Below are 24,977 nucleotides of genomic sequence, written 5' to 3' on the forward strand. Positions count from 1 at the left end.
TCGCGTCGGGGTCAGGCCGCGACCGCGGCCCAGGCCGCGTCGAGCCAGGCCTGGTCGGGGTCGGTCAGGATCCTCGGGGTGCCCATGCCGTCGAGGACGACGAAGCGCAGCGACGCGCCGCGGGCCTTCTTGTCGATGCGCATGACGCCCTGCAGCGTCGCCCAGTCCCCGGCGTAGCGGGTGGGCAGCCCCATCGCCTCGACGAGCGTGCGGTGCCGGTCGACCTCGGCGCGGGTCAGCAGCCCGGCCTGCCCGCCGAGCTCGGCGGCGAAGACCAGCCCGACGGCGACGGCCTCGCCGTGCCGCCAGCCGAAGTCCTCGACCCGCTCGATGGCGTGGGCCAGCGTGTGCCCGTAGTTGAGGAACTCGCGCCGGCCGGTGTCGAAGAGGTCCTCCCCGACGGCGTCGGCCTTGACCTGCACGGCCCGCTCGATCAGCTCGGCGGTGTCGCGGCGGCCGGTGGGGTCGGCCTCCAGCAGCTCCAGGACCCCGCCGTCGGCGATGAAGCCACATTTCACGACCTCGGCCAGGCCGGACCGGAACTCGGCCTCCGGCAGCCCGGCGAGGACGTCGGTGTCGGCGAGCACGCCGGCCGGCGGGTGGAACGCGCCGACCAGGTTCTTGCCGGCGCCGGTGTTGATGCCGGTCTTGCCGCCGACCGCGGCGTCGACCATGCCGAGCAGGCTGGTCGGCAGGTGCACGACGCGCACCCCGCGCACCCAGGTGGCGGCCAGGAAGCCGGCGAGGTCGGTGACCGCACCCCCGCCGACGCCGACGACGGCGTCGCTGCGGGTCAGCCCCAGCCGGCCGAACTCCTCCCACGCGGCCGACGCCACCTCGGCGGTCTTGGCGGCCTCCCCGTCGGGGACGACGACGGCCTCGGCGGCGACCCCGGCGGTCTGCAGGGTCTCGACGGCGGCGCCGGCGAGGGCGGCCAGCGGCGGGGTGTGCACGACGGCGGCGCGCGGGGTGCCGGCCAGCAGCAGCGCCAGCTCGGTCTGCGCGCCGGGCCCGATGACGACCTCGTAGGGCTTCTCCCCCGGGACGGTGACGCGCCTCATCGGGCGGTTCCCGTCGACGCGGGCAGTGCGGCGAGCACCTGGGCCACGACCTCCTCGACCGGGCGGTCGCCCGTGTGCACGGTCGCGGTGGCGACCTCGGCGTAGAGCGGCGCGCGCGCCGCGAGCATGGTGCGCAGCATCGCCCGGGGGTTGACCGCCAGCAGCGGGCGGTCGCGGTTCAGCCCGGCCCGCCGCGTGGCGGTGGCCAGGTCGACGTCCAACCACACGACCGCCCCGCCGGCGCGGCCGTGGGCGACCAGCAGAGCCCGCGTGGCCGCGGAGAGGACGGCGCCGCCGCCGAGCGCCAGCACGCCGTCGTGCTCGGCCAGGGCGCGGGCGACGGCGTCGGCCTCCAGCCGGCGGAAGTGCTCCTCGCCGTGCTCGACGAACAGGTCGGCGACCCGGCTGCCGGTGGTGGCCTCGACGTCGGCGTCGGTGTCGCGGAAGGCCAGCCCCCGGGCCTCGGCGGCGGCCCGGCCGACCGTCGTCTTGCCGGCGGTCGGCGGCCCGACGAGGACCAGCGCGGGCCCGGTCATCGCAGGGCCAGCGCGTCGAGGTAGGCCTGCGCGTTGCGGCGGGTCTCGGGCAGCGAGTCGCCGCCGAACTTCTCCAGCGCGGCGTCGGCCAGCACGAGCGCGACCATCGCCTCCATCACGACCGAGCCGCGGGGCACGGCGCAGGCGTCGCTGCGCTGGTTGATCGCGACGGCGGCGTCGCCGGTGGCGACGTCCACCGTGGCCAGCGCCCGCGGCACGGTGGAGATCGGCTTCATCGCGGCGCGGACCCGCAGGACCTCGCCGTTGGTGATGCCGCCCTCGATGCCGCCGGCCCGGTCGGACTGCCGCTGGATGCGACCGTCGGCCAGCACGATCTCGTCGTGGGCCACCGACCCGCGGCGGCGGGCGGTCTCCAGCCCGTCGCCGACCTCGACGGCCTTGACCGACTGCACGCCCATGAGCGCGCCGGCCAGGCGGGAGTCCAGCCGCCGGTCCCAGTGCACGTGGCTGCCCAGCCCCGGAGGCAGGCCGTGGACGACGACCTCGATGACGCCGCCGAGGGTGTCGCCGTTCTTGCGGACGTCGTCGATCTCGGCGGTCATGGCCGCGCTGGTGGCGGGGTCGGCGCAGCGGACCGGGTCCTCGTCGATGCGCGGGTTGTCCGCGGGCCCGGGGACCAGGCCCTCGGGGGCGACGACCGGGCCGATCGCCACCACGTGGCTGACCACCTCGACGTCGAGGGCCTGGCGGAGGAACGCCTTCGCGATCGCGCCCAGCGCGACGCGGGCCGCGGTCTCGCGGGCGCTGGCCCGCTCCAGGACCGGCCGCGCGTCGTCGAAGCCGTACTTCTGCATGCCGGGGAGGTCGGCGTGGCCGGGGCGCGGGCGGGTGAGCGGGGCGTTGCGCGCCTGGCCGGCGAGCACCTCCGCGTCGACCGGGTCGGCGGCCATCACGGTCTGCCACTTGGGCCACTCGGTGTTGCCGACCTGGACGGCGATCGGACCGCCCTGCGTCCGGCCGTGCCGGATGCCGCCGGTCAGCGAGACGACGTCCTGCTCGAACGACATGCGGGCGCCGCGGCCGTGCCCGAGGCGGCGGCGGGCGAGGTCGAGGTCGAGGTCGGAGGTCTGCACGGCGACGCCGGCCGGCAACCCCTCGAGGATGGCGGTGAGCTGGGGGCCGTGCGACTCACCGGCGGTCAGCCAGCGCAACATGCCCGGGATTCTGCCAGGGCGGGCCGCCGCTCCCCGCGGGGCGGCCCCGGAACCGACGGCGGCGGGTCACCCGAGCCCGGACACCGCCAGCGCGAGCACCGCACCGGCCATCAGCGGTGGCCCGAACGGGACGGGGGTGCGCCAGCCGGCCCGCCGGGCCGCGACGAGCACCAGCGAGGCGGCGGCGCCGGCGATCAGCCCGAGCAGGACCCCGGCCAGCAGCACGCCCCAGCCGGCCCAGCCCAGCAGCAGGCCGATCAGGCCCAGCAGCTTGACGTCGCCGAAGCCGAGCCCCGCCGGCGACGCCAGGCGCGCCGCGGCGGCCAGGACGAACGCCACGGCCGCGGCCAGCACGGCCCGCAGCAGCCCCGCCCAGCTGCCCGTCGCGGCCGCGTCCAGCACGAGGGCGGTCAGGCAGGCGGCCACCGCCGGCAGCAGCACCCGGTCGGGCAGCCGGTGCACGGCCAGGTCGACGGCGGCCAGCACCAGCCCCGCGCCGGCGGCCCACGCCAGCGCCACCGCGGCCGGCCGGACCCCGGTCAGGGCCAGCACCCCGGCGACCAGCGCGCCCAGCGCGACGGCGGTCAGCACGACCCGCGCCGGCGCCGGCCGCGCGGCCTCGTCGGCGCGGGCCAGCCGCACGCTGCGGCGGGCCAGCCAGGGCCCGACCAGCAGGCCGACCGCGACCGCGACCGCGGCCAGCGCCGGCGGGTCCAGCGGCACCCCGGGCGTGCCGAGGGCGGTGCCGGTGAGCGTCGGGCTCAGGAGCGCGCCCCGGGCCGCTCGTCGAGGGCCCGGCGCATCTCCGCGATCGGCGCGGGCAGCCCGGTCATGAGCTCGACCTGGGCGGTGGCCTGCCAGAACAGGACCTCCAGGCCGCTGATCACCGTGCCGCCGGCGGCGCCGACCGCCGTGGCCAGCGGGGTGGGCCAAGGCGCGTAGAGGACGTCGAGGACCGTCTGCCCCGCGCGCCAGCCGAGGCCGACCAGGTCCGGCTGCCCGCCGATGGGCACCGTGCTGACCACCACGGGGGCGGACACCGTGGCGCCGGCGAGCCGGTGCACCGTGGCGGCGACGCCGAGGGTGTCCAGCACCCGCGTGACCTCCCCGGCCCGGCCGGGCTCGCGGACGACGACGTCGACCTGCTCGGCCCCGAGGGAGGCCAGGGCGACCGCGGCCGCCACCGCCGTCCCCCCGGCGCCGAGGATCGCCGCGTGCGGGGCCGACTCGGCCCCGCCCAGCTGCAGCGCCATCCCCACGCCGCCCACGTCGGTGTTCTCCGCCCGCCAGCCACCGTCGTCGGTGCGCACCAGGGTGTTGGCGGCGCCGAGCAGCGCCGGCAGCGGGTCGACGACGTCGGCGGCGCGGGCGGCGGCCTGCTTGCAGGGCATCGTGACCGAGAAGCCGCGCCACTCCGGGCCGAGGCCGGCGATGAGCTCGGGCAGTTCCTCGGCGCCGACGTCCAGGGCGTCGTAGGTCCAGTCCGTCAGGCCGAGCGCGGCGTGGGCCGCCCGGTGCAGCAGCGGGGAGAGCGAGTGCGTCACCGGTCGGCCGAGGACGGCCGCCCGCATCAGTTGGGGTTCTCCCGCAGCCACTGCTGGAACAGCGCCACGTTGGCCGCGTGCTCCTCCGCCGTCGCCGCGAAGCGGGTCTCGCCGGTGTCCGGGTTGACGACCACGAAGTACAGCCAGTCCCCCGGTGTCGGGTTCAGCACCGCCCGCAGCGCGTCCTCGCCGGGGTTGCTGATCGCCCCCGGCGGCAGGCCGGCCGCGTAGTAGGTGTTGTACGGCGAGGGGTTGGCCCGGTCCTCCGGCGTGGTGGTGATGCCCGCCTTGCCGGTGGCGTAGTTGACCGTGGTGTCCAGCTGCAGCTTCATGCCGATCGCCAGCCGGTTGTCCAGCACCTGGGCGACCATCGCCATGTCCTCGGGCGAGGCGGCCTCGGCCTGCACCAGGCTGGCCTCGGTCACGACCCGCAGCCGCTGGTCCTCGGGCACCCCGAGGGAGTCCAGGGTCTGCACGGTGCGGGTGACCATCTGCGCGAGCATCTGCGCGGGCGTCGTCTCGGGCTCGAAGTCGTAGGTGGCCGGGAACAGCCAGCCCTCCAGCGCGCCGTTGGCGTAGGGCGGCAGGCCGGTCGCGACCGGGTCGACGGCGGCGGCGTACAGCTCCTCCACCGGCGTCTCGGTCTCCTCCGCCAGCCGCTCCAGGACCCGCGCGACGGTGAACCCCTCGGGGATCGTGACGCGGGAGAACAGCCGGCTGGCGGGGTCGAGCAGCAGGTCCAGGGCCGCGGCGCCGCTCATCTGCTGGCGCATGCCGTAGACGCCGGGCTGGATGCCCATGGCCGCGGGCTCGGACTCGGCGGCGGCGACGAACGGGCCCACCGAGGCGATCACGTCCGCGTCGGCGAGCGTGCGGCCGATGTCCGAGAGCGTGTCGCCGTCGGAGATGCGGACCTCCACGCTGCCGGTCCCGGCGCCGGTGTAGTCCTCGTCGGCGGGGTTGACCAGCCCGATCAGGGCCTTGCCGCCGAAGACGATGCCGGCCACCAGGCCGGCGAGGACGACGAGGGAGAGGACGACGGCCAGCGGCCGGCGCCGCCGGCGCGGCGCGCCCTCGTCGTGGGGCTCGTGACCGTGCGGCTCGTCGTGCTCGTCGTGGTGGCGGTCGTCGTGGTGGCGGTCGTCGTCGTGGCCGCGCTCGTCGCGCGCGGACCGGCGGGAGCGCCGGCCGCGGCGGGGGCCGTCGTCGACGATGACCTCGAGCCCGCCGGTGTGGTCGTCGGCGTGCGGCTCGGCGGTCGCGGGCTCGTGCTCCTCGACCGGCGGCGGGGGCGGCGTGGCGCCGACCGCGGGCTGGGCGACGGTGGGCTCGTCGTCGGGCGCGGCGCCGTCGCGCGGCTGCAGGCGCGACCACGGGCCCGCCGGGCGCGGGGGCAGCGGGAGACTCGGGTGGGTGCCGGCCGGGGGCGGGACGTCGGGCGTCGGGGACCCGTCCCCGACGCCGGGCAGGCGACCGGTGGGCTCGTCGTCGCCGGCGGAGTGCCGCGCGTAGTCGGCCAGCGGGTAGTCGGCGGCGTGCTCGCGGTCGATCACCCCGGCCCGGCGCCGGGGCACCGCCGGCGCGGGCGTGGTCTCCGGCGCCGGGCGGGTGGCGGCCTGCTGGCGTGGCAGCCCGGCCGCCCAGGCGCTGAGCGACTGCCCCGCGGCGCCGGGCTCCGGGTGCCGACCCCGCCCACCGGGCGGGGTCGGGAACGTCACGAGCGCCCCCGCTGGGCGTCGAGATAGGTCTGCAGGATGACCACGGCGGCCGCCTGGTCGATGACGGGGCGCTGCTGGCGGCTGTCGAGCCCGCTGGCCCGCAGGGAACCGGCTGCCGTCACGGTGGAGAGCCTTTCGTCGACGAGGTGCACGGGCACGGACCCGATGCGCCCGGCCAGGGACCGAGAGTAGGCACGCGCCTCGCGCGCCGACGCCCCCGACGCACCCGACAGGTGCCTCGGCTCCCCCACGATCACCTCTGTCACCTCGTGTTCCACCACGAGCGCCGCGATCCGGTCCAGATCCGACTCGTCCCGCGCCCGCTGGACGGTCTCCAGCGGGCTGGCGAGGGTGCCGGTCGGGTCGGACAGGGCCACCCCGACGCGCACCGTGCCGACGTCGAGCCCCAGCCGCCGGCCCTGGCGGGACCGGCGCGGCGGGATCGGCAGGCCGGCGGGCAGGCCGCCGGAGAGGTCGATCTCGGTGGTCTCGTTGCGGACCGGGGGGAAGCCCTGCCGCAGGTCGATCTCGGTGGTCGGGTGCTGCACCGGCTGCTCCCGCGTCGGGAGCTTGGGCCGCGCCGGCGGGACGGCGGGGCGCTGCACGCGCCGCTCGCCGACCGGGCCGGTCTCCTCGGGGTCCCAGCGCTGCTCGGGCATGTCAGCTCACCTCCGCCACGGCGGTCACGACCGCCTGCTCGCCGGCCGCCAGGGCCGCGGGGATGCCGCCCGGGTCGGTCCCGCCGCCCTGGGCGACGTCGGCCTTGCCACCGCCACGCCCGCCGACGGGCGCCGCGGCTGCCCGCAGCACGTCGGAGGCCGACAGTCCACGCTCCCGCGCGGCCGGTGTGAGGGCCGCCACCAGAGCAACCTTGCCCCCCGAGTCCGACGCGAGCAAGACGACCGCCGGGCGGTCGCCCAGCCGGCCGCGGACGTCCAGCGCGAGGGTGCGCAGGTCGCCGCCGCCCAGGCCCTCCGGCGCGCCGGTGACGACCGCGACCCCGCCGACGTCCCGCGCGCCGGCGGCCAGCGTCCCGGCGGCCGCGACGGACTGCTGCGCCCGCAGCTCGGTGAGCTCGCGCTCGGTCTCCCGCTGGCGGGCCAGGACGCCGCTGACCCGCTCGACCAGCCCGTCGGAGGGGGTCTTGAGCAGCTCGCCCAGCTGGCGGACCAGGTCGCGCTCCCGGGCCAGGTAGCGGAAGCCCTCCAGGCCCACGGCCGCCTCGACGCGGCGGGCGCCGGACCCGACCGACGACTCGCCGGTGAGCGCGAGGGTGCCGATCTGGGCGCTGCCGCGCACGTGCGTGCCACCGCAGAGCTCGCGCGACCAGGGGCCGCCGATCTCGACGACGCGGACGTCCTCGGAGTAGGTCTCGCCGAACAGGGCCAGGGCCCCGATCGCCTGGGCCTCGGGGAGGGTCATCCAGCTGGCGGTCACCGCGTGGTCGGCGCGGACGGCGGCGTTGGCGACGTCCTCGATGTCGGTGCGCTGCTGGACGCTGAGCGCGCCCTGCCAGGCGAAGTCCAGCCGCAGGTAGCCCGGCCGGTTGTAGGAGCCCGACTGCAGCGCCTGCGGGCCGAGCACCTGGCGCAGCGCGGCGTGCACCACGTGCGTGCCCGAGTGCGCCTGGCAGGCCGACAGCCGCCACTCGCGGTCGACCTCGGCGGTCAGCGAGACCCCGGCGCGCAGCTCGCCCTCGAGCACCCGCACCTGGTGGGCGACCAGGCCCTTGACCGGTCGCTGCACGTCCAGCACCTCGGCGCGGCCGCCGTCCCAGGTGAGGACGCCGGCGTCGGCGACCTGGCCGCCGGACTCGGCGTAGAACGGCGTGCGGTCCAGCACGACGCGGGTGACCTCGCCCGGCCCGGCCACGACCTCGGCGCCGTCGGAGTCGGTCAGCTCGGAGACGACCGCGAGCACCCGGGAGTCGGTGCGCAGCGTCTCGTAGGCCAGCCAGTCGGTGGGGCCGTGCTCGGCCAGCAGCCGGCGGTAGGCCAGCACGTCGACCGAGCCGGTCCGCTTGGCGCGGGCGTCGGCGCGGGCCCGGTCGCGCTGCTGCTGCATGAGCGCGCGGAAGCCGGCCTCGTCGACGGTCACGCCCTGCTCGGCGGCCATCTCGAGGGTGACGTCGATCGGGAAGCCGTAGGTGTCGTGCAGCGAGAACGCCTGCTCCCCCGACAGCGCCGGCGTCCCCGCCTGCTTGGCCTCGCGGACCGCGGTGTCGAACAGCGCCGTGCCGGAGGCGAGGGTGCGGCGGAACGCCTCCTCCTCGGCGTAGGCGACCGAGGAGATGCGGGCGAAGTCGGTGGCCAGCTCGGGGTAGCTGGCGCTCATCGCGTCGCGGGAGACCGGCAGCAGCTCGGGCAGCGTGGCCTCGTCGACGCCGAGCAGCTTCATCGAGCGCACGGCGCGGCGCAGCAGCCGGCGCAGGATGTAGCCGCGGCCCTCGTTGCCGGGGGTGACGCCGTCGCCGATGAGCATCAGGCCGCTGCGGACGTGGTCGGCGACCACGCGCAGCCGCACGTCCGCGTCGTGGTCCTTGCCGTAGGTCACCCCGGCGAGCTCGGCGGCGCGGCGCAGCACCGGGGCCACCTCGTCGATCTCGTACAGGTTGTCGACGCCCTGCAGCAGGAACGCCACGCGCTCCAGGCCCATGCCGGTGTCGATGTTCTTCTTCGGCAGCTCGCCGAGGATCGGGAAGTCCTTGCCCTCCCCGGCGCCCCGCTCGTACTGCATGAACACGAGGTTCCAGATCTCGAGGAACCGGTCGCCGGCGCGGTCGACGGCGGGGCCGCCGTCGGGGCCGTACTCCGGCCCGCGGTCGACGTAGATCTCCGAGCAGGGGCCGGCCGGGCCGGGCGCGCCGGTCGACCAGTAGTTGTCCTCCATGCCCAGGCGCTGGATGCGCTCCGGCGGGAGGCCGGCGATGCGCGCCCAGGCCTCGGCGGCCTCGTCGTCGTCCAGGTAGACGGTGACCCAGATCCGCTCCGGGTCGAAGCCCAGCCCGCCGTCCTCCACCCGGCCGGTGACCAGGTCCCAGGCGTGCTGGATGGCGCCTTCCTTGAAGTAGTCGCCGAAGGAGAAGTTGCCGTTCATCTGGAAGAACGTGCCGTGCCGGGTGGTCTTGCCGACCTCCTCGATGTCGAGGGTCCGGACGCACTTCTGCACGCTGGTGGCGCGCGGGAACGGCGCGGGCTCCCGGCCGGTCAGGTACGGGATGAACGGCACCATGCCGGCGACGGTGAACAGCAGCGACGGGTCCGGCGACACCAGCGAGGCGCTGGGGACGACGGTGTGGCCGCGGGCGGCGAAGTGCTCGAGGAAGCGGCGGCGGATCTCGGCGGTCTGCATGTCCTACTCGGGTGCTCGGGTGCGGCGGTGGGGCGGGCGGCCCCGGGGGTCAGCGGGCGGGCGGGGCGCTGTGCCGGCCGGGCAGCTCGACGGCGCTCCGCTCGGGCAGCGGCGCGTCCAGCCCGGTGCCGGCGCGCAGCTCGTCCTCGCGCGCGGCGGCCGCGGCGCGGACGTCGGCACCGAACTCGCCGATCGCGTCGGCCAGGTCGCGCAGCCCCTCGACGATGGAGCCGGCGACACCCTGCGGGGTCAGCTTGTCGGCGGCCGCCGACAGCTTGCGGACCACGAGGGCGCCGATGGTGACGCCCATGGCCAGCCAGAACAGCCGGCGCATCAGGCGGCCCGCCGGGCGGCCCGGCGCGCGCGGCGCGCCTCCTTGTCGCGCTGCGCGGCCTCGGCGAGCGCCACGCCCTCCCGGCGCTTGCGGGCCGCGCTGCGGACGCCGTAGCTGAACGCGGCGAGCTTGATCAGCGGGCTGCCCAGGGTCGCGGCGACGACGCTGGTCAGCGCGGCGACGTTGCTGGACACGTTGGCGGCGTTGCCGGTGATGTCGTCGACCCGCTCGAGGTTCGAGTTGACGTGGGTGACGGTCGTGGTCGCCTGCGCCAGGATCGGGGCGCTCTGCTCGCGGACCTGCCGGAAGGTCAGCGTCGCCTCGTCCAGCGTGCGGCCCAGCTTGAGCAGCGGGACGGCCAGCAGCAGCACCAGCAGCACCAGCGCGAGGGCTGCGATCAGTCCGGCCCACTCTCCTGCGGACACGCGGGGTCTCCTTGTCCTTCGACGGCTCGTGGCCGGGGCGTCCCGGCGTGGCCACAGTAGTCGGCGGGCGCCGCGACGCCCCCGCCGTCCGGGGCCCGTGGGACGGCGGCGACGGACGGGGGGCGCCGGGCGGTCAGCGGGTGCGCCGCAGGATCGCCCGCAGCTTCGGCAGCCGGGCCGCGATCGGGCCCTCCGCGCCGCGCTGGGTGGGCCGGTAGTAGTCGCGGCCGACCAGCGCGTCGGGCGGGTACTGCTGGGCGACGATCCCGTCCGGCGCGTCGTGCGGGTAGCGGTAGGTCCCGCCGTGGCCGAGCTTCTTCGCCCCGGCGTAGTGGGCGTCGCGCAGGCCGGGTGGGACCGGGCCGGCGAGCCCGGCCCGGACGTCGGCGACGGACTCGCCGATGGCCACCGTGACCGCGTTCGACTTCGGCGCGGTCGCCAGGTGGACGACGGCGTGGGCGAGCGGGAAGTGGCCCTCGGGCATGCCGATGAAGGCGACCGCCTCGGCGGCGGCCACCGCGGTCTGCAGCGCGGTCGGGTCGGCCATGCCGATGTCCTCGCTGGCGGAGATGACCAGCCGGCGGGCGATGAACCGCGGGTCCTCCCCCGCCTCCACCATCCGGGCCAGGTAGTGCAGGGCGGCGTCGACGTCGCTGCCCCGGATGGACTTGATGAGCGCGCTGGCGACGTCGTAGTGCTGGTCGCCCTGCCGGTCGTAGCGGACCGCCGCCTGGGCGACCGCCGTCTCCAGGGTGGGGAGGTCGATCTCGGCCGCACCCGCCGCGACCGCCGCCCCGGCGCCGGACTCCAGGGCGGTCAACGCCTTGCGCCCGTCGCCGCCGGCGATGCGGACCAGGTGCTCCTCGGCCTCGGCGCTGAGGGTGACCGCCCCGTCCAGGCCGCGGTCGCTGGTCAGCGCCCGCCGCAGCAGCGCCCGCACGTCGTCGTCGGCCAGGGGCTGCAGCGCCAGCACGAGGCTGCGCGACAGCAGCGGGCTGACCACGGAGAAGAACGGGTTCTCGGTGGTGGCGGCGATCAGGCTGACGATCCGGTCCTCGACCGCGGACAGCAGCGAGTCCTGCTGCGTCTTGGAGAAGCGGTGCACCTCGTCGATGAAGAGCACGGTGCGCCGGCCGGCGTAGGTGAGCTCCCGCTTGGCCGCGGTGATGACCGCGCGGACCTCCTTGACCCCGGAGTCCAGCGCCGACAGCTGGACGAACTGGCGCTTGGTGGCCAGCGAGATGACGTGCGCCAGCGTGGTCTTGCCGGTGCCGGGCGGCCCGTACAGCACCAGCGACATCGGCTCGTCGGCCTCCACCAGGCGGCGCAGCGGCGAGCGCGGGCCGAGCAGGTGCTGCTGGCCGACGACCTCGTCCAGCGAGCGCGGGCGCATGCGCACCGCCAGCGGGGCGCCCGGGTCGACCGCGGCGCCGTCGGGCGGCTCCGGGTCGTCGAACAACGAGCTCACGGGTACCGACGCTACCCGCGGGGCAGGACAGTCCCCATGCAGCAGAGACGACTCGGCGACCGGACCGTCAGCGCGATCGGCCTGGGCGCCATGCCCCTGTCGACGAAGTCCGACCGGCCCTCGCCGGAGGAGGCGGAGGCGGTGGTGCACGCGGCGCTGGACGCCGGGGTGACGCTGGTCGACACCGCCGACGCCTACGCCCGCGACGAGTCCGAGTTCGGGCACAACGAGGAGCTGGTGGCCCGCGCGCTGCGCTCCTACGGCTCCCCCACCGACGACGTCCTCGTCGCGACCAAGGGCGGCCACACCCGCTCCGGCAGCGACTGGGGGCTCGACGGCTCGCCGGCCTACCTGCGCCGGGCCTGCGAGGGCTCGCTGCGCCGGCTGGGCGTCGACGCGATCGACCTCTACCAGTTCCACCGGCCCGACCCGGAGACGCCGTGGGAGGAGTCGATGGCCGGGCTGCGGTCGCTGGTCGACGCGGGGCTGGTGCGGATGGTCGGCGTCTCCAACGCCGACATCGCCCAGATCGACGTCGCCCGCTCGGTGCTGGGCGACGCGCTCGTTGCGGTGCAGAACCAGTTCTCCCCCGGCTGGCGGTTCTCCGCCGACGAGCTGGCGCACTGCGCCGCGCACGGGCTGGCGTTCATCCCGTGGAGCCCGTTCGGCGGGGTGTCGGCCGCCGGGTCGCTGGACGCCGCCGCCCCCGCCTTCGCCGAGGTCGCCGGGGAGCTCGGGGTCTCGGTGTACCGGGTGACGCTGGCCTGGCACCTGGCGCAGGCCGACGTCGTCCTGCCCATCCCGGGGGCCTCCCGCCCGGCGTCGATCACCGACTCGGCGGCCGCCGCCGACCTGACGCTCACCCCCGACCAGCTGGCCCGCCTCGACCCCCGCTGACCCCCTTCGTCGTCGTCCCCTCCGCCGTGATCATCGGCAGGTGGCTGCCCTCCCCGGCGTGTCCACCCGCCACCTGCCGATGATTACCGCGGGTCCACAGCAGGGACGACCGTCCACAGATCCCCTCGACCCCGTCCGCGCCGGCCCCCCGGCCGGGAGCGTGCCCGGGCATGCCCCTCCCCCCGGTCCACTCGGCCGCCTCCGCCCGAGCGGCCGGCCTCACCCGCGCCCAGCTGCGCGGCCCGTCGTGGGTCCGCCTCGCACACGACCGGGCCGTCCGGCTGGACGACGCCATCGACCTGCGGGAGCGGTTGCGCCTGCTCGCGACCGTCCTCCCCGCGGACGCCGCGTACAGCCACCGGACGGCCGCGGCCCTGCTCGGCGCCTGGGTCGACGCCCCCGCCCGCCCCCACGTCGCGCTGACCCCGCGGCGCGTGCTGCCCCAGCGAGCCGAGTTCGTCGTCCACTCCCGGGCGCTGTCGCCGGCCGACGTCCTCGACCTCGACGGCCTGCGGGTCACCGCCGCGCCGCAGACGTTCCTCGACCTGGCGGCGGTCCTCCCGCCCGAGGAGCTCGTGGCGGTCGGGGACGCGCTCCTGCGACACCGGCGCACGACGCCGCCGGAGATCGTGCGGCGGCTGGAGCGCGCTCACCGGGTGCGCGGCGTCGTCCGGGCCCGGGCGTGCGCTCCGCTGCTGTCGCCGCTGTCCATGTCGCGGCCGGAGAGCCTGATGCGGTACTGGCTGACGACCAGCGAGCTGCCCGATCCGGAGCCGCAGGTGCCGGTGCACGACCGCTCCGGCATCGAGGTCGCGCACGGCGACCTCGGCTACCGGCGGTGGCGGGTGCTGCTGGAGTACGAGGGCGCGCACCACGCCGAGGCCGCCACCTTCGGCCGCGACGTCGAGCGCTACTCCTTGATGGCGGCCGACGGCTGGCTGGTCCTCCGGTTCGCGCGGCGCCAGCTCAACCGGCTGACGGTGCTGGAGCGGACGCGCCGGGCGCTGGAGAGCCGTGGCTGGCGCTGAGCGTCCGACCCCGGGTGTTGATCATCGGCAGGTGGCGGGTCGCCACGCCGGCGGGGACAGCCACCTGCCGATGATCAACAGGAGGACGACGTCAGCGGCCGAGGACCTCGCGCAGCGCCGCCAGGACCAGCGCCACCTTCTCCGGCCGGGCGTTGGCGCCCATCAGGCCGATCCGCCACACCGTCTGGGCGTACGCGCCGACGCCGCCGCCGATCTCCAGGTCGAAGCGGTCCAGCAGCTCCGCCCGCACCTGCGCCGAGTCGACGCCCTCGGGCACCCGCACGGTCGTGAGCTCGGGCAGCCGGTGCCCCTCGGCGGCGAACAGCTCCAGCCCGAGCCCGGCCAGGCCCTGGTGCAGCAGCCGGCCGGCCTCCGCGTGCCGGGCGTGGACGGCGTCCAGGCCCTCCTCGAGGATGCGGCCGAGCGCCGCGTGCAGGGAGACGACCATGCCGGTCGGCGCGGTGTGGTGGTAGGTGCGCCCGCCGGTGCCCGCGGCCTCGCCCGCGTAGCCGCCGAGCATGCCGAGGTCGAGGTACCAGCTCTGCGGCTTCTCGATCCGCCGCTCCCACGCCCGGTCGTTGATGGTGAACGGCGCCAGGCCGGGCGCGACGCCCAGGCACTTCTGCGAGCCGGAGTAGGCGAGGTCGACGCCCCACTCGTCCAGCTGCACCGGGATGCCACCCAGCGAGGTCACGCAGTCGGCCAGCAGCAGGGCGTCGCCCTTGCCGGCCGCCAGCGGCTGCAGGTCGGAACGGACGCCGGTGGAGGTCTCGGCGTGGACGACGGCGATCAGCTTCGGCGCCGGGTGCGCGGCCAGCACCCGCTCGGCGTCGACCGGCTGCCCCCACTCGTGGTCCACGCGCACCACCTCGGCGCCGCAGCGGGAGGCGACGTCGACCATGCGCTCGCCGAACAGGCCGTTGACCGCGACGACGACGACGTCACCCGGGCCCACCGTGTTGACGAACGCCGCCTCCATGCCCGCGGACCCGGTCGCCGACAGCGGGAGGGTGCGCCGGTTCGCCGTCCCGAAGACCTGGCGCAGCCGGTCGGAGGTCTCGTCGAGGACCCCGAGGAAGACCGGGTCGAGGTGTCCCAGCAGCGGCTGCCCGAGGGCGACCGTGGCCTCCGGGTAGGGGTTGGACGGGCCGGGACCGAGCAGGGTGCGGGCGCGCAGCGGCATGCTGCGCAACGTACCGATCCCGAGGGTGGGGAGCCCGATGACACCGGACGCCGACCAGTTGTGGCGGGCCTACCGCGCGGCCGCCGCCGACCCCGCGCCGCCCGAGGAGGAGCCCGTCGTCGAACGGTTCGGCGACAGCCCGGCGATGAACGACGAACTGCTGGGCCTCGTGCTGGCCGGCACCAAGCGCGCGACCGCCGGCCTGGTCACCGACTTCGCCGCCCGCGGGCAGCCGCTCCCGCGGATCGGCGGCCACTGGCTGGTGGCCGACGGCGCGGGCGTGCCGCGGTGCGTCCTGCGCAGCACCGACCTGCGGCTGGGGCGGCTGGCCAGCGTCGACGACGCGTTCGCCTGGGACGAGGGCGAGGGCGACCGCACCCGCGAGGGCTGGCTGGCCGGACACCTGCGCTACTTCACCCGCACGCTGGCCGCCCGCGGCGAGCGGTGGTCCGACGACCTCGAGGTGGTGTTCGAGCGCTTCGCCGTCGTGTGGCCGCCCGAGGTCGCGGACCCGTGAACGCCGACGGCCCGTTCCGGAGGTCGGAACGGGCCGTCGGTGCAGCGGTGGGCCTCAGCCCTTGGTCGGGTTCGTCGGGCCCGGGGCGCCGGGCTCGCCGGGCAGCGGCGGCTCCTCGGGCTTCGCGTCGATGCCCGCCTCCGTGCGCTGCGCGTCGGTGATCGGCGTCGGCGCGCCGGTCAGCGGGTCGAAGCCCGCACCGGTCTTGGGGAACGCGATGACCTCGCGGATCGACTCGACGCCGGCCAGCAGCGCGGTCAGCCGGTCCCAGCCCAGCGCCGCGCCGGCGTGCGGCGGGGGGCCGTAGGCGAAGGCCTCGAGGAAGAAGCCGAACCGCTCCCGGGCCTCCTCGCGGGACATGCCGAGGGTCTCGAACACCCGCTCCTGCAGCGAGGCGTCGTGGATGCGGACCGAGCCGCTCATCACCTCGTTGCCGTTGATCACCATGTCGTAGGCGTCGGACAGCGCGCCGCCCTTGTCCTCGGCGAACCGCTCCCGCCACTCGGGCGTGGGCGAGGTGAACGGGTGGTGCATGAAGGTCCAGTCGCCGTCCTCGGTCTCCTCGAACATCGGGAAGTCGACGACGAACAGGAACGACCAGCTGCCGGGCTCGATGAGCTCCAGCCGCTTGGCGATCTCGTTGCGGGCCGCGCCCAGCAGCTCCTGCGAGGTGCGGCGGGCCCCGGCGGCGAAGAACACGCAGTCGCCCGGCTGCGCGCCGACGGCCTCGACCAGGCCGGCGCGCTCGGCGTCGGAGATGTTCTTGGCGACCGGCCCGCCGAGCGTGCCGTCCTCGGCGATCGTCACGTAGGCCAGGCCGCGGGAGCCGCGCGAGCGGGCCCAGTCCTGCCAGGCGTCGAACGCCCGCCGCGGCTGCGACCCGCCGCCGGGCATGACGACCGCACCGACGTAGGGCGCCTGGAAGACGCGGAACGGGGTGTCGGCGAAGAAGGAGGTGAGCTCGGTCAGCTCGACGCCGAAGCGCAGGTCGGGCTTGTCGGAGCCGAACCGGTCCATGGCCTCGCGGTAGGTCATCCGCGGGATCTCGGGCACCTCGTAGGAGGCGAGCTCGCGCCACAGCGCCCGGACGACGTCCTCGGCGATGGCCAGCACGTCGTCGCGCTCGACGAAGCTCATCTCGAAGTCCAGCTGGGTGAACTCCGGCTGCCGGTCGGCCCGGAAGTCCTCGTCCCGGAAGCAGCGGGCGATCTGGTAGTACCGCTCGAGCCCGCCGATCATCAGCAGCTGCTTGAACAGCTGCGGCGACTGCGGCAGCGCGTACCACTTGCCCGGCTGCAGGCGGACCGGGACGACGAAGTCGCGGGCGCCCTCGGGGGTGGAGCGGGTCAGCGTCGGCGTCTCCACCTCGGTGAAGCCGTGCCCGGCCATCACGGTCCGCGCGACCCGGTTGACCTCGCTGCGCAGCCGCATGATCCGGGCCGGGTCCTGGCGGCGCAGGTCCAGGTAGCGGAACCGGTAGCGGACGTCGTCGCTGGCCGCCGAGTCGGTCTCGATCGGGAACGGCAGCGGGGCCGCGGCCGACAGCACCCGCAGCTCGCTCGCGACGACCTCGATCTCGCCGGTGGGCAGCTCCGGGTTCTCGTTGCCCGCCGGGCGCTGCCGGACCTCGCCGGTGACGAGCACGCAGTACTCGTTGCGCAGGGCGTGGGCGTCGGACTCGCGGACGACGACCTGGACGTAGCCGGAGGCGTCGCGCAGGTCGAGGAATACGACACCGCCGTGGTCGCGGCGGCGGGCGACCCAGCCGGCGAGGGTGACCGTCGAGCCGGCGTCGGACCCGCGGAGGGTGCCGGCGTCATGGGTGCGGAGCACGGGGATCTCTCTCTGTGGTGGGCGGTGGAGGGGTGGCTTACCAGCGGTCGTGCACGTGCGCGCGGATGCGCTCGTCGTACACCCGCTCGAGGTCGGCGAGCTGCGCCGCGGTGAGGGGCGGGAGCGAGGCGGCGGCGACGTTGCCGCGCACCTGCTCGGGGGTGCGCGCGCCGGGGATGACGGCGGTGACGCCGGGCTGGTCGATCACCCAGCGCAGCGCGAACGCCGCGGTCGGGGCGTCCCCGGCGATCTCGGCGACCTCGCGGGCCGCGGCGACGCCCACCTCGAAGGGCACGCCGGCGAAGGTCTCGCCGACGTCGAAGGCCTCCCCGTGGCGGTTGAACGTCCGGTGGTCGTCGGCGGGGAACGTCGTCGACTCGTCGTACGTCCCGGTGAGCAGCCCGCTGGCCAGCGGCACCCGGGCGAGGACGCCGACCCCGGCGGCCTGCGCCGCGGGCAGCAGCTGCTCCAGCGGCTTGCGGCGGAAGACGTTGAGCACCACCTGGATCGTCGCGACGCCGGGGTGCTGCAGCGCGGTCAGGCCCTCGGCGACCGTCTCCACCGAGACGCCGTACGCGGCGATCGAGCCGTCGGCGACGAACCCGTCGAGGGTGTCGTGGACGCGCTGGTCGGAGTAGACGGCGGTCGGCGGGCAGTGCAGCTGGACGAGGTCCAGGGTCTGCACGCCGAGGGTGCGCCGTGACCGGTCCACCCAGGCACGCAGGTTCTCCGGCGTGTACTGCGCGGCGGTGAACGGGTCGGCGCGGCGGCCCACCTTGGTCGCCACGAACGGGCGCTCGGCCTGCAGCACCAGCGCGCGCCGGATCCGCTCCTCCGACCGCCCGTCGCCGTAGACGTCGGCGGTGTCGAACAGGGTCACGCCCGCGTCGAGCGCGGCCTCGAGCACGGCCTCGGCGGCCTCGTCGTCGACGTCGCCCCAGTCCCCGCCCAGCTGCCAGGTGCCCAGGCCCACGACGCCGACCTCGGCGCCGGTCCGGCCCAGCGGCCGCTGCTCCACCGAGGTCACTCCCCCACCGTCGCACGCCGCAGCGCGTCGAACAGGTCGGCGACGGGGACGGCGGTCTGCTCGCCGGTGCGCAGGTCCTTGAGCTGGCCCACGCCCTCGGCCAGGTCGCGCTCGCCGATGACGACCGCGTGCGAGGCGCCGGAGCGGTCGGCGGCCTTCATGGCCCCCTTGAGGCCGCGGTCGCCGTAGACGGTGTCGGCGGCGACGCCGGCGGCCCGCAGCTGCCCGACCAGCCGGACCGCGAGCCGCTTGGCCTCGGTCCCCAGCGGGACGACGAACGCCTGCACCCCGGCGGCCGTGCCGATGTCGAGCCCCTCCGCCTGCACCGCCAGCAGCGTGCGGTCGACGCCGACGGCGTAGCCGATGCCGGACACGTCGGGGCCGCCGAGCGCCGCGGACAGCCCGTCGTAGCGGCCGCCCCCGCCGATCGCCGACTGCGCGCCGAGGCCGTTGTGCACGAACTCGAACGTCGTCTTCGTGTAGTAGTCCAGCCCGCGCACCAGCCGCGGCGCCTCGGTCCAGGCCACACCGAGGTCGGTGAGGTGCTGGCGGACGGCGTCGTAGTGCGCCCTGGTCGAGTCCGAGAGGTGGTCGACCATCAGCGGGGCGTCGTCCAGCTGCGCCTGCACCTCGGGGCGCTTGTCGTCCAGCACCCGCAGCGGGTTGATCTCGGCGCGGCGGCGGGTCTCCTCGTCCAGGTCGAGCTTCGCCAGGAACTCCACGAGCAGCTCGCGGTACTGCGGCCGGCAGGTGGCGTCGCCGAGCGAGGTGAGCAGCAGCTCGAAGTCGGTCAGCCCGAGGTCGCGGAAGCCCTGCACGCCGAGTGCCACCACCTCGGCGTCCAGCGCCGGGTCGTCGACGCCCAGGGCCTCCATGTCGACCTGGGTGAAGTGCCGGTACCGGCCGGCCTGCGGGCGCTCGTAGCGGAACGCCGAGCCGACGGTCCACAGCTTCACCGGCAGCGCGCCGGTGTGCAGCCGGTGCTCGATGAACGCCCGCATGAGGCCCGCGGTGAGCTCCGGGCGCAGGGTGAGGGAGCGGCCGCCGCGGTCGTCGAAGGTGTACATCTCCTTCGTGACGACGTCGGTGGACTCGCCCACGCCGCGGGAGAAGACGGCGGTCTCCTCGAACACCGGCGTCTCGACGTAGCCGTAGCCGGCCCGCCGCAGCGGCGCGGTGAGGGTGTCGCGGACGGCGAGGAAGCGCGCCGACTCCGGCGGCAGGGTGTCGAAGGTGCCCTTCGGGGCCGTGAGGCTCACAGCCCGCGGCCCCTCGGCGCGGGGCCCTCCGCGGCGGCCTGCGCCAGGTAGGGGTTGGTGGCGCGCTCCCGGCCGATGGTGGTGAGACCGCCGTGGCCGGGCAGCACGACCGTCTCGTCGGCCATCGGCAGGACGACGTCGCGCAGCGAGGCGAGCATCGACTGCCAGGAGCCGCCGGGCAGGTCGACCCGCCCGACCGAGCCCTCGAACAGCACGTCGCCCGACAGCAGGCCCGGCGCCTCGCCGAGGTCGAGCTCGAACATCACCGACCCCTCGGTGTGGCCGGGGGCGTGCCGGACGGTCAGCGAGACCCCGGCGAGCTCCAGGACGGCGCCGTCGTCCAGCGTGCGCACCTCCGACGGGTCGGGCAGCCGGGTGCCGGCGACCAGGCGCGCCAGCTGCGGGCCGAACCAGCGGCCGGGGTCGGTGAGCATGCCGTTGTCGGCCGGGTGCAGGTAGGCGGGGATGTCGTAGCCCTCGCACACCGGGACGACGGAGAAGGTGTGGTCGAGGTGGCCGTGGGTCAGCACGACGGCGACCGGCTTGAGGCCGTCCTCCTCGATCACCTGCCGCAGCGGGTCGACGGCGTCCATCCCGGGGTCGACGACCACGCACTCCTGGCCCCGCCCCGTGGCGACGGCGTAGCAGTTGGTGCCGAAGGCGCCGGCCGGGAACGAGCGGATGAGCACCCGTGCAGGTTACGCGGGGCCACCTGCGGCGTCCCGCCACTTCCCCGACCCGCCCGGCGGGAGACCGGGGACGCCCAGGCTCGGCACCTAGACTCGCCCACCGACCAGCGGGGCCGCCGGTCGGGCGGCGCACGCCCACCGGCCCGGCGCCGCAACCGTCCGTCCGAGGAGTCCTCCCCCGTGCCGAGCAACAAGCAGCGCCGGCAGGCCGCCCAGCGCCACCTGCAGCGGCAGCTGGAGCGCCGCGCCGAGCTGGCCCGCAAGCGCCGCCGCAACCTGCTCATCGTGGCGACGGTCGTCGCCGTCGCCCTCGTCGCCGGCGCGGTGCTGCTGATCACCGGTCTCGGGAGGGACGACGACGACCCGACCGTCGCCGCCGACGGGTCGAGCTCCTCCGCCGGGCCGTCCGCCGGGCCCGGGGCGGAGCGGGCGGGGCAGACGACCACCGCGGGGCCGTGCACCTTCACCTACGACTCCCGCGGCAGCTCCGGCGTCGCCGTCGACGCGCCCTCGGGTGACCTCCCCACCGAGGGAACGGTCACCGAGACGATGTCGACCAGCGCCGGGGACATCGGCCTCACCCTGGACCGTTCGGGGTCGGGGGCCTGCGCCACGGCGAGCTTCGTGTCGCTCGCCCAGCAGGGCTACTTCGACGGCACGCCCTGCCACCGGCTGACGACCAGCCCCGGCCTGCAGGTGCTGCAGTGCGGGGACCCCTCCGGCGTGGGCAACGGCGGTCCCGGCTACAGCTTCCCGACGCAGGTCACCGGCACGGAGACCTACCCGCGTGGGGTCGTCGCGATGGCCAACAGCGGGCAGGGCACCGACGGCAGCCAGTTCTTCCTGGTCTACGGCGACAGCCTGCAGGACAACCCCAACTACACGGTGTTCGGCACCATCGACGAGCCAGGGCTGTCGGTCCTGGACTCCATCGCCGCGGCGGGCGTCGCCGACGGTTCCACCGACGGGGCACCCGCCACGCCGGTGACCATCACCGCCGTGACGGGCGCGCCGTGACCCGGCGGCGCGCCGCGGTCGCGGCGGCCGGCCTCGGCCTCCTCGCGCTGGCCGGCTGCTCCTCCGACGAGTCGGGCTCGGCGGCGCCGACCCGCGCCGCGGACGGCACCGTGGCCTGCGAGTGGATCGCCGACGGCTCGGGGACCGACATCGGCACCCCGCCGGAGCGGGTCCCGGCCACCGGCACCCGGACGCTGGTCATGACCGCCGGCCAGGGCGACCTGACGATGACGCTGGACCAGGAGGGCGCCCCGTGCGCCGCGGCGAGCATGGTCCACCTCGCCGGGGAGGGGTACTTCGACGGCAGCCCCTGCCACCGGCTGGTCGACTCGCCCACCTTCGGCGTCCTGCAGTGCGGCGACCCGACGGGCACCGGCCGCGGCGGCCCCGGCTACCGGTTCGCCCAGGAGGTCACCGACGCGACGACCTACCCGGCCGCCACCGTGGCGATGGCCAACACCGGCCGGCCGGAGTCGACCGGCAGCCAGTTCTTCCTGTGCTTCGTCGACACCGAGCTCCCGCCGGACTACACCGCCGTCGGCACCCTGGACGACGCGGGCCTGGCCGTGGTGCAGGGGATCGGCGCGGCCGGTGACGACGGCAGCCTGGACCCGTCCCCCGGTGGCGGCGCCCCCAACGAGCCGGTGACGATCGAGACGGCCCGGGTCCTGCCGTGACCCGGCGGGTCCTGCCCGTGCTGGCCGCCGGGGCGGCGCTGCTGGCCGGGTGCACCAGCAGTGTCGCGGGGACTCCCTCGCAGGCGGCCGCCCCGGTGACCCTGGAGGGCACGCAGGTCGCCGACCACGCCATCGGCCAGCAGCACGTGCGCACGGACGTGGACTACGCGGAGGACCCGCCGGTGGGTGGCCCGCACGACCCGGTCTGGGCCGACTGCACGGGCAGCGTCTACGACGTGCCGGTGCGCGCCGAGAACGCCGTCCACTCGCTGGAGCACGGCGCCCTGTGGCTCACCTACGACCCCGACCTGGCGTCGGCCGACGACGTCGCGGCCCTCACCGGCCTCGTCGACGGCGTGCCCCACCGGATGCTGTCGCCCCACCCGGGCCTGGGCGTGACGGTGTCGGCGCAGGCGTGGAACCACCGGCTGACGGCCGACTCCGGCGACGACCCGCGGCTGGCCGCGTTCGCCGACCTGCTGACCGCCAACCCGGAGACGACCCCGGAGCCGGGCGCCACCTGCGAGAACCCCGCCTTCCTGGCCGATCCCGCGACCCCCTGACGGCCCGGGGCCCGGCCCCGGGCCCGGCAGGGACGAGGCGGACGGCGCCTGCTCAGGCGGTCACGCGCTCCACGTCGAAGACCCCGTCGACGTTGCGGACCGTCTGCAGCACCGCGCCCAGGTGGGCGGGGTCGGCCAGCTCGAAGGTGAACCGGCTGATCGCCACCCGGTCGCGGCTGGTCTGCACCGACGCCGACAGGATGTTGACCCGCTCGTCGGCGAGCGCCTTGGTGACGTCGGACAGCAGGCGGTGGCGGTCCAGCGCCTCGACCTGGATCGCGACGAGGAACACCGAGCCGGGCTGGCTGGCCCACTCGACCTCGACCAGCCGCTCCGGCTTGCTCTGCAGGTCCGCGGCGTTGGTGCAGTCGGTGCGGTGCACGCTGACGCCGCCGCCGCGGGTGACGAAGCCGAGCACGGCGTCGCCGGGCACCGGGGTGCAGCACTTGGCGAGCTTGGCCCACACGTCGCTCATGCCGTGCACGACGATGCCGGGGTCGCCGCTGCCGGGGCGCCGCTGCCGCGGCCGGGCGGTCGGGATGGCGGTCTCGGCGATGTCCTCGACCGCGCCCTCGGTGCCGCCCATCGCCGCGATGAGCTTCTCCACCACCGAGGAGGCGGAGAGCTGGTTCTCCCCCACCGCGGCGTACAGCGCGGTCACGTCGGCGTGGCGCAGGTCCTTGGCCAGGGTGGACAGCGCGTCGCCACCCAGCAGCCGCTGCAGCGGCAGCCCGGCCTTGCGCATCGCCCGGGTCAGCGCCTCCTTGCCGGCCTCGACGGCGTCCTCGCGGCGTTCCTTGGTGAACCACTGCCGGATCTTGGTCCGGGCGCGGGAGGAGCCGACGAACGCCAGCCAGTCCTTCGACGGGCCGGCGGTGGGCGACTTGGAGGTGAAGATCTCCACGACGTCGCCGTTGCTCAGCTTGCTGTCCAGGGAGACCAGCGCGCCGTTGACCCGGGCGCCGATGCAGCGGTGCCCGACCTCGGTGTGCACCGCGTAGGCGAAGTCGACCGGGGTGGCGTCGCCGGGCAGGCTGACCACGTCGCCCTTCGGCGTGAAGACGAAGACCTCCTGCGGCCCCAGGTCGTAGCGCAGGGTCTCCAGGAACTCCCCCGGCTCCTGGGCCTCCCGCTGCCAGTCCAGCAGCTGGCGCAGCCACAGCATGTCGTCGGGCGACCCGGCCTTGCTGGCGCCGAACTCCCCGGCCGCGGGACGGCCGCCGGCCCGCGCCTTCTCCTTGTACTTCCAGTGCGCGGCGATGCCGTACTCGGCGGTGCGGTGCATGTCGTGGGTGCGGATCTGCAGCTCCACCGGCTTGCCCTGCGGGCCGATCACGGTCGTGTGCAGCGACTGGTACATGTTGAACTTCGGCATCGCGACGAAGTCCTTGAAGCGCCCGGGCACCGGCTGCCAGTGGGCGTGCATGATGCCCAGCGCCGCGTAGCAGTCGCGCACCGAGTCCACCAGGATCCGGATGCCCACGAGGTCCCAGATGTCGGTGAAGTCCCGGCCGCGGACGATCATCTTCTGGTAGATCGAGTAGTAGTGCTTGGGCCGGCCGGTGACGACCGCCTGGATGCCGGCGGCCTTGAGCTGCTCGGTCACCGAGTGGGTGACCTCGGCGAGGTAGGTGTCGCGGGAGGGCGCCCGCTCGGCGACCAGCCGCACGATCTCGTCGTAGCGCTTGGGGTACAGCGTGGCGAACGCGAGGTCCTCGAGCTCCCACTTGATGGTGTTCATGCCCAGCCGGTGCGCCAGCGGGGCGAGGATCTCCAGCGTCTCGCGCGCCTTCTTCTCCTGCTTCTCCGGCGGGAGGAAGCGCAGGGTGCGCATGTTGTGCAGCCGGTCGGCGAGCTTGATGACCAGCACCCGCGGGTCGCGGGACATCGCGACGATCATCTTGCGGATCGTCTCGGCCTGCGCCGCGTCGCCGAGCTTGACCTTGTCGATCTTCGTGACGCCGTCGACGAGGTGGGCCACCTCCGGGCCGAAGTCCCCGGTGATCGACTCCAGCGTGACGCCGGTGTCCTCGACCGTGTCGTGCAGCAGCGCGGCCACGAGCGTGGTGGTGTCCATCCCGAGGCCCGCGAGGATCGTCGACACGGCCAGCGGGTGGGTGATGTAGGGGTCGCCGCTCTTGCGCTTCTGCGCGGAGTGCGCGGCCTCGGCGACGTCGTAGGCGCGCTGCAGCACGGCGAGGTCGGCCTTGGGGTGGCTCTGCCGGTGCAGCGCCGCCAGCGGCTCCAGGACCGGCCGGACGACGGTGCTGCGCTGGCCGGACACGATGCGCCGCGCCAGCCGGTCGCGGACGCGGCGGCGCGGCGTGCCGGGGTCGTTCTCGGCCGGCGGCTCGGCGCCCACGTCGTCGGGACGGCGGACGACGGGGCGGGCCGGCAGCGGCGCCCGCTCCGCCGGCGGCGGGCTCCCCGCGGGCAGGGCGGCGGGTGCGGCGGCGGCCGGGCGGGGGCCCCCCGGACCGCCGCCAGCCACGGAGGTGGCGGCTGCGTCCGGGGACACGGGCACTCCTACGGCTCGAGGAGGGAAGACCTCCGCCCATGCTAACCGGGCGGCGCGCCCGCGCCGCGCGGCCGGGGGGGGGGGGGGGGGGGGGGGGGGGGGGGGGGGGGGGGGGGGGGGGGGGGGGGCCGGGGCGCGCGCCCCAATTCTCGCGTCC

At 75.8% G+C, this 24,977-nt stretch carries 23 protein-coding genes; 6 read left to right on the forward strand and 17 right to left on the reverse strand.

Features of this window, described 5'->3' with window-relative positions; all coding sequences use genetic code 11:
* Window positions 1–11 precede the first annotated feature (11 nt).
* The 11 genes from aroB to ACI781_RS10980 all read right to left on the reverse strand — a co-directional run bounded on the left by aroB (window position 12) and on the right by ACI781_RS10980 (window position 11,612).
* Entirely contained in the window at window positions 12–1,061 is a 1,050-nt protein-coding gene (gene aroB / locus ACI781_RS10930) for a 3-dehydroquinate synthase (protein WP_456566121.1), read from the reverse strand.
* A complete protein-coding gene (locus ACI781_RS10935) occupies window positions 1,058–1,597 on the reverse strand; it encodes a shikimate kinase (RefSeq protein WP_456566122.1) in 540 nt (179 codons plus the stop codon). The genes aroB and ACI781_RS10935 overlap by 4 nt, the downstream gene beginning before the upstream one ends.
* A complete protein-coding gene (gene aroC / locus ACI781_RS10940) occupies window positions 1,594–2,772 on the reverse strand; it encodes a chorismate synthase (RefSeq protein ID WP_456566123.1) in 1,179 nt (392 codons plus the stop codon). The genes ACI781_RS10935 and aroC overlap by 4 nt, the downstream gene beginning before the upstream one ends.
* 66 nt (window positions 2,773–2,838) lie before the next feature.
* Entirely contained in the window at window positions 2,839–3,495 is a 657-nt protein-coding gene (locus tag ACI781_RS10945; protein WP_456566124.1) for a prepilin peptidase, read from the reverse strand.
* Between the two features lie 38 nt (window positions 3,496–3,533).
* On the reverse strand, window positions 3,534–4,343 hold the full coding sequence (locus tag ACI781_RS10950) for a shikimate dehydrogenase (protein WP_456566125.1): 810 nt from the start codon (window positions 4,341–4,343) through the stop codon (window positions 3,534–3,536).
* Window positions 4,343–6,034, reverse strand: coding sequence for an endolytic transglycosylase MltG (gene mltG, locus ACI781_RS10955; protein WP_456566126.1), 1,692 nt, complete (start codon window positions 6,032–6,034; stop codon window positions 4,343–4,345). The genes ACI781_RS10950 and mltG overlap by 1 nt, the downstream gene beginning before the upstream one ends.
* Window positions 6,031–6,693 (reverse strand): Holliday junction resolvase RuvX, encoded by a 663-nt coding sequence (ruvX, locus tag ACI781_RS10960; protein WP_456566127.1) that lies wholly within the window; start codon window positions 6,691–6,693, stop codon window positions 6,031–6,033. Before ruvX ends, mltG begins: the two co-directional genes overlap by 4 nt.
* A 1-nt stretch (window position 6,694) precedes the next feature.
* On the reverse strand, window positions 6,695–9,385 hold the full coding sequence (alaS, locus tag ACI781_RS10965) for an alanine--tRNA ligase (RefSeq protein WP_456566128.1): 2,691 nt from the start codon (window positions 9,383–9,385) through the stop codon (window positions 6,695–6,697).
* Window positions 9,386–9,434: 49 nt separating this feature from the next.
* On the reverse strand, window positions 9,435–9,719 hold the full coding sequence (locus tag ACI781_RS10970) for a hypothetical protein (protein ID WP_456566129.1): 285 nt from the start codon (window positions 9,717–9,719) through the stop codon (window positions 9,435–9,437).
* Window positions 9,719–10,144, reverse strand: coding sequence for a DUF948 domain-containing protein (locus ACI781_RS10975; RefSeq protein WP_456566130.1), 426 nt, complete (start codon window positions 10,142–10,144; stop codon window positions 9,719–9,721). Before ACI781_RS10975 ends, ACI781_RS10970 begins: the two co-directional genes overlap by 1 nt.
* 133 nt (window positions 10,145–10,277) lie before the next feature.
* Window positions 10,278–11,612 carry a replication-associated recombination protein A gene (locus ACI781_RS10980; RefSeq protein WP_456566131.1) on the reverse strand — a complete coding sequence of 445 codons (1,335 nt, stop codon included), beginning with the start codon at window positions 11,610–11,612 and terminating at the stop codon, window positions 10,278–10,280.
* 36 nt (window positions 11,613–11,648) lie between these two features.
* On the opposite strand from ACI781_RS10980, the gene ACI781_RS10985 reads away from it, so the two are divergent.
* The gene (locus ACI781_RS10985; protein ID WP_456566132.1) at window positions 11,649–12,509 is read left to right on the forward strand and encodes an aldo/keto reductase; all 861 of its coding nucleotides are present in this window, start codon (window positions 11,649–11,651) and stop codon (window positions 12,507–12,509) included.
* Window positions 12,510–12,679: 170 nt separating this feature from the next.
* A complete protein-coding gene (locus ACI781_RS10990; protein ID WP_456566133.1) occupies window positions 12,680–13,537 on the forward strand; it encodes a DUF559 domain-containing protein in 858 nt (285 codons plus the stop codon).
* Window positions 13,538–13,628: 91 nt separating this feature from the next.
* Here ACI781_RS10990 and ACI781_RS10995 read toward each other — a convergent pair whose 3' ends face one another.
* Window positions 13,629–14,720, reverse strand: a complete 1,092-nt coding sequence (locus ACI781_RS10995; RefSeq protein ID WP_456566134.1) for a pyridoxal-phosphate-dependent aminotransferase family protein — start codon at window positions 14,718–14,720, stop codon at window positions 13,629–13,631.
* 37 nt (window positions 14,721–14,757) lie between these two features.
* Here ACI781_RS10995 and ACI781_RS11000 point away from each other — a divergent pair, with 37 nt between their 5' ends.
* Window positions 14,758–15,237, forward strand: a complete 480-nt coding sequence (locus tag ACI781_RS11000; protein ID WP_456566135.1) for an ASCH domain-containing protein — start codon at window positions 14,758–14,760, stop codon at window positions 15,235–15,237.
* Between the two features lie 54 nt (window positions 15,238–15,291).
* Here ACI781_RS11000 and aspS read toward each other — a convergent pair whose 3' ends face one another.
* From aspS to ACI781_RS11020, 4 genes are read right to left on the reverse strand one after another with little or no spacing between them, the layout of a single operon-like run.
* The gene (gene aspS / locus ACI781_RS11005; RefSeq protein WP_456566136.1) at window positions 15,292–17,070 is read right to left on the reverse strand and encodes an aspartate--tRNA ligase; all 1,779 of its coding nucleotides are present in this window, start codon (window positions 17,068–17,070) and stop codon (window positions 15,292–15,294) included.
* A gap of 37 nt (window positions 17,071–17,107) precedes the next feature.
* Window positions 17,108–18,097 carry an aldo/keto reductase gene (locus tag ACI781_RS11010; RefSeq protein WP_456566137.1) on the reverse strand — a complete coding sequence of 330 codons (990 nt, stop codon included), beginning with the start codon at window positions 18,095–18,097 and terminating at the stop codon, window positions 17,108–17,110.
* Complete coding sequence (hisS, locus tag ACI781_RS11015; RefSeq protein WP_456566138.1) at window positions 18,094–19,356, reverse strand: histidine--tRNA ligase; 1,263 nt, start codon at window positions 19,354–19,356, stop codon at window positions 18,094–18,096. Before hisS ends, ACI781_RS11010 begins: the two co-directional genes overlap by 4 nt.
* Window positions 19,353–20,045 carry an MBL fold metallo-hydrolase gene (locus ACI781_RS11020; RefSeq protein WP_456566139.1) on the reverse strand — a complete coding sequence of 231 codons (693 nt, stop codon included), beginning with the start codon at window positions 20,043–20,045 and terminating at the stop codon, window positions 19,353–19,355. The genes hisS and ACI781_RS11020 overlap by 4 nt, the downstream gene beginning before the upstream one ends.
* A 180-nt stretch (window positions 20,046–20,225) precedes the next feature.
* Between ACI781_RS11020 and ACI781_RS11025 the strand changes: the two genes are divergently transcribed.
* Genes ACI781_RS11025 through ACI781_RS11035 form a run of 3 tightly spaced genes read left to right on the forward strand, consistent with a single transcriptional unit; the run spans window position 20,226 to window position 22,302 of the window.
* Window positions 20,226–21,062, forward strand: coding sequence for a peptidylprolyl isomerase (locus ACI781_RS11025; protein WP_456566140.1), 837 nt, complete (start codon window positions 20,226–20,228; stop codon window positions 21,060–21,062).
* Window positions 21,059–21,739 carry a peptidylprolyl isomerase gene (locus tag ACI781_RS11030; protein WP_456566141.1) on the forward strand — a complete coding sequence of 227 codons (681 nt, stop codon included), beginning with the start codon at window positions 21,059–21,061 and terminating at the stop codon, window positions 21,737–21,739. The genes ACI781_RS11025 and ACI781_RS11030 overlap by 4 nt, the downstream gene beginning before the upstream one ends.
* On the forward strand, window positions 21,736–22,302 hold the full coding sequence (locus ACI781_RS11035) for a DUF3105 domain-containing protein (protein ID WP_456566142.1): 567 nt from the start codon (window positions 21,736–21,738) through the stop codon (window positions 22,300–22,302). The genes ACI781_RS11030 and ACI781_RS11035 overlap by 4 nt, the downstream gene beginning before the upstream one ends.
* Before the next feature lie 52 nt (window positions 22,303–22,354).
* On the opposite strand, the gene ACI781_RS11040 is transcribed toward ACI781_RS11035, so the two are convergent.
* Entirely contained in the window at window positions 22,355–24,820 is a 2,466-nt protein-coding gene (locus tag ACI781_RS11040; RefSeq protein ID WP_456566143.1) for a RelA/SpoT family protein, read from the reverse strand.
* Between the last annotated feature and the right edge of the window lie 157 nt (window positions 24,821–24,977).

This window comes from Blastococcus sp. SYSU D00695 (genome assembly GCF_054050555.1).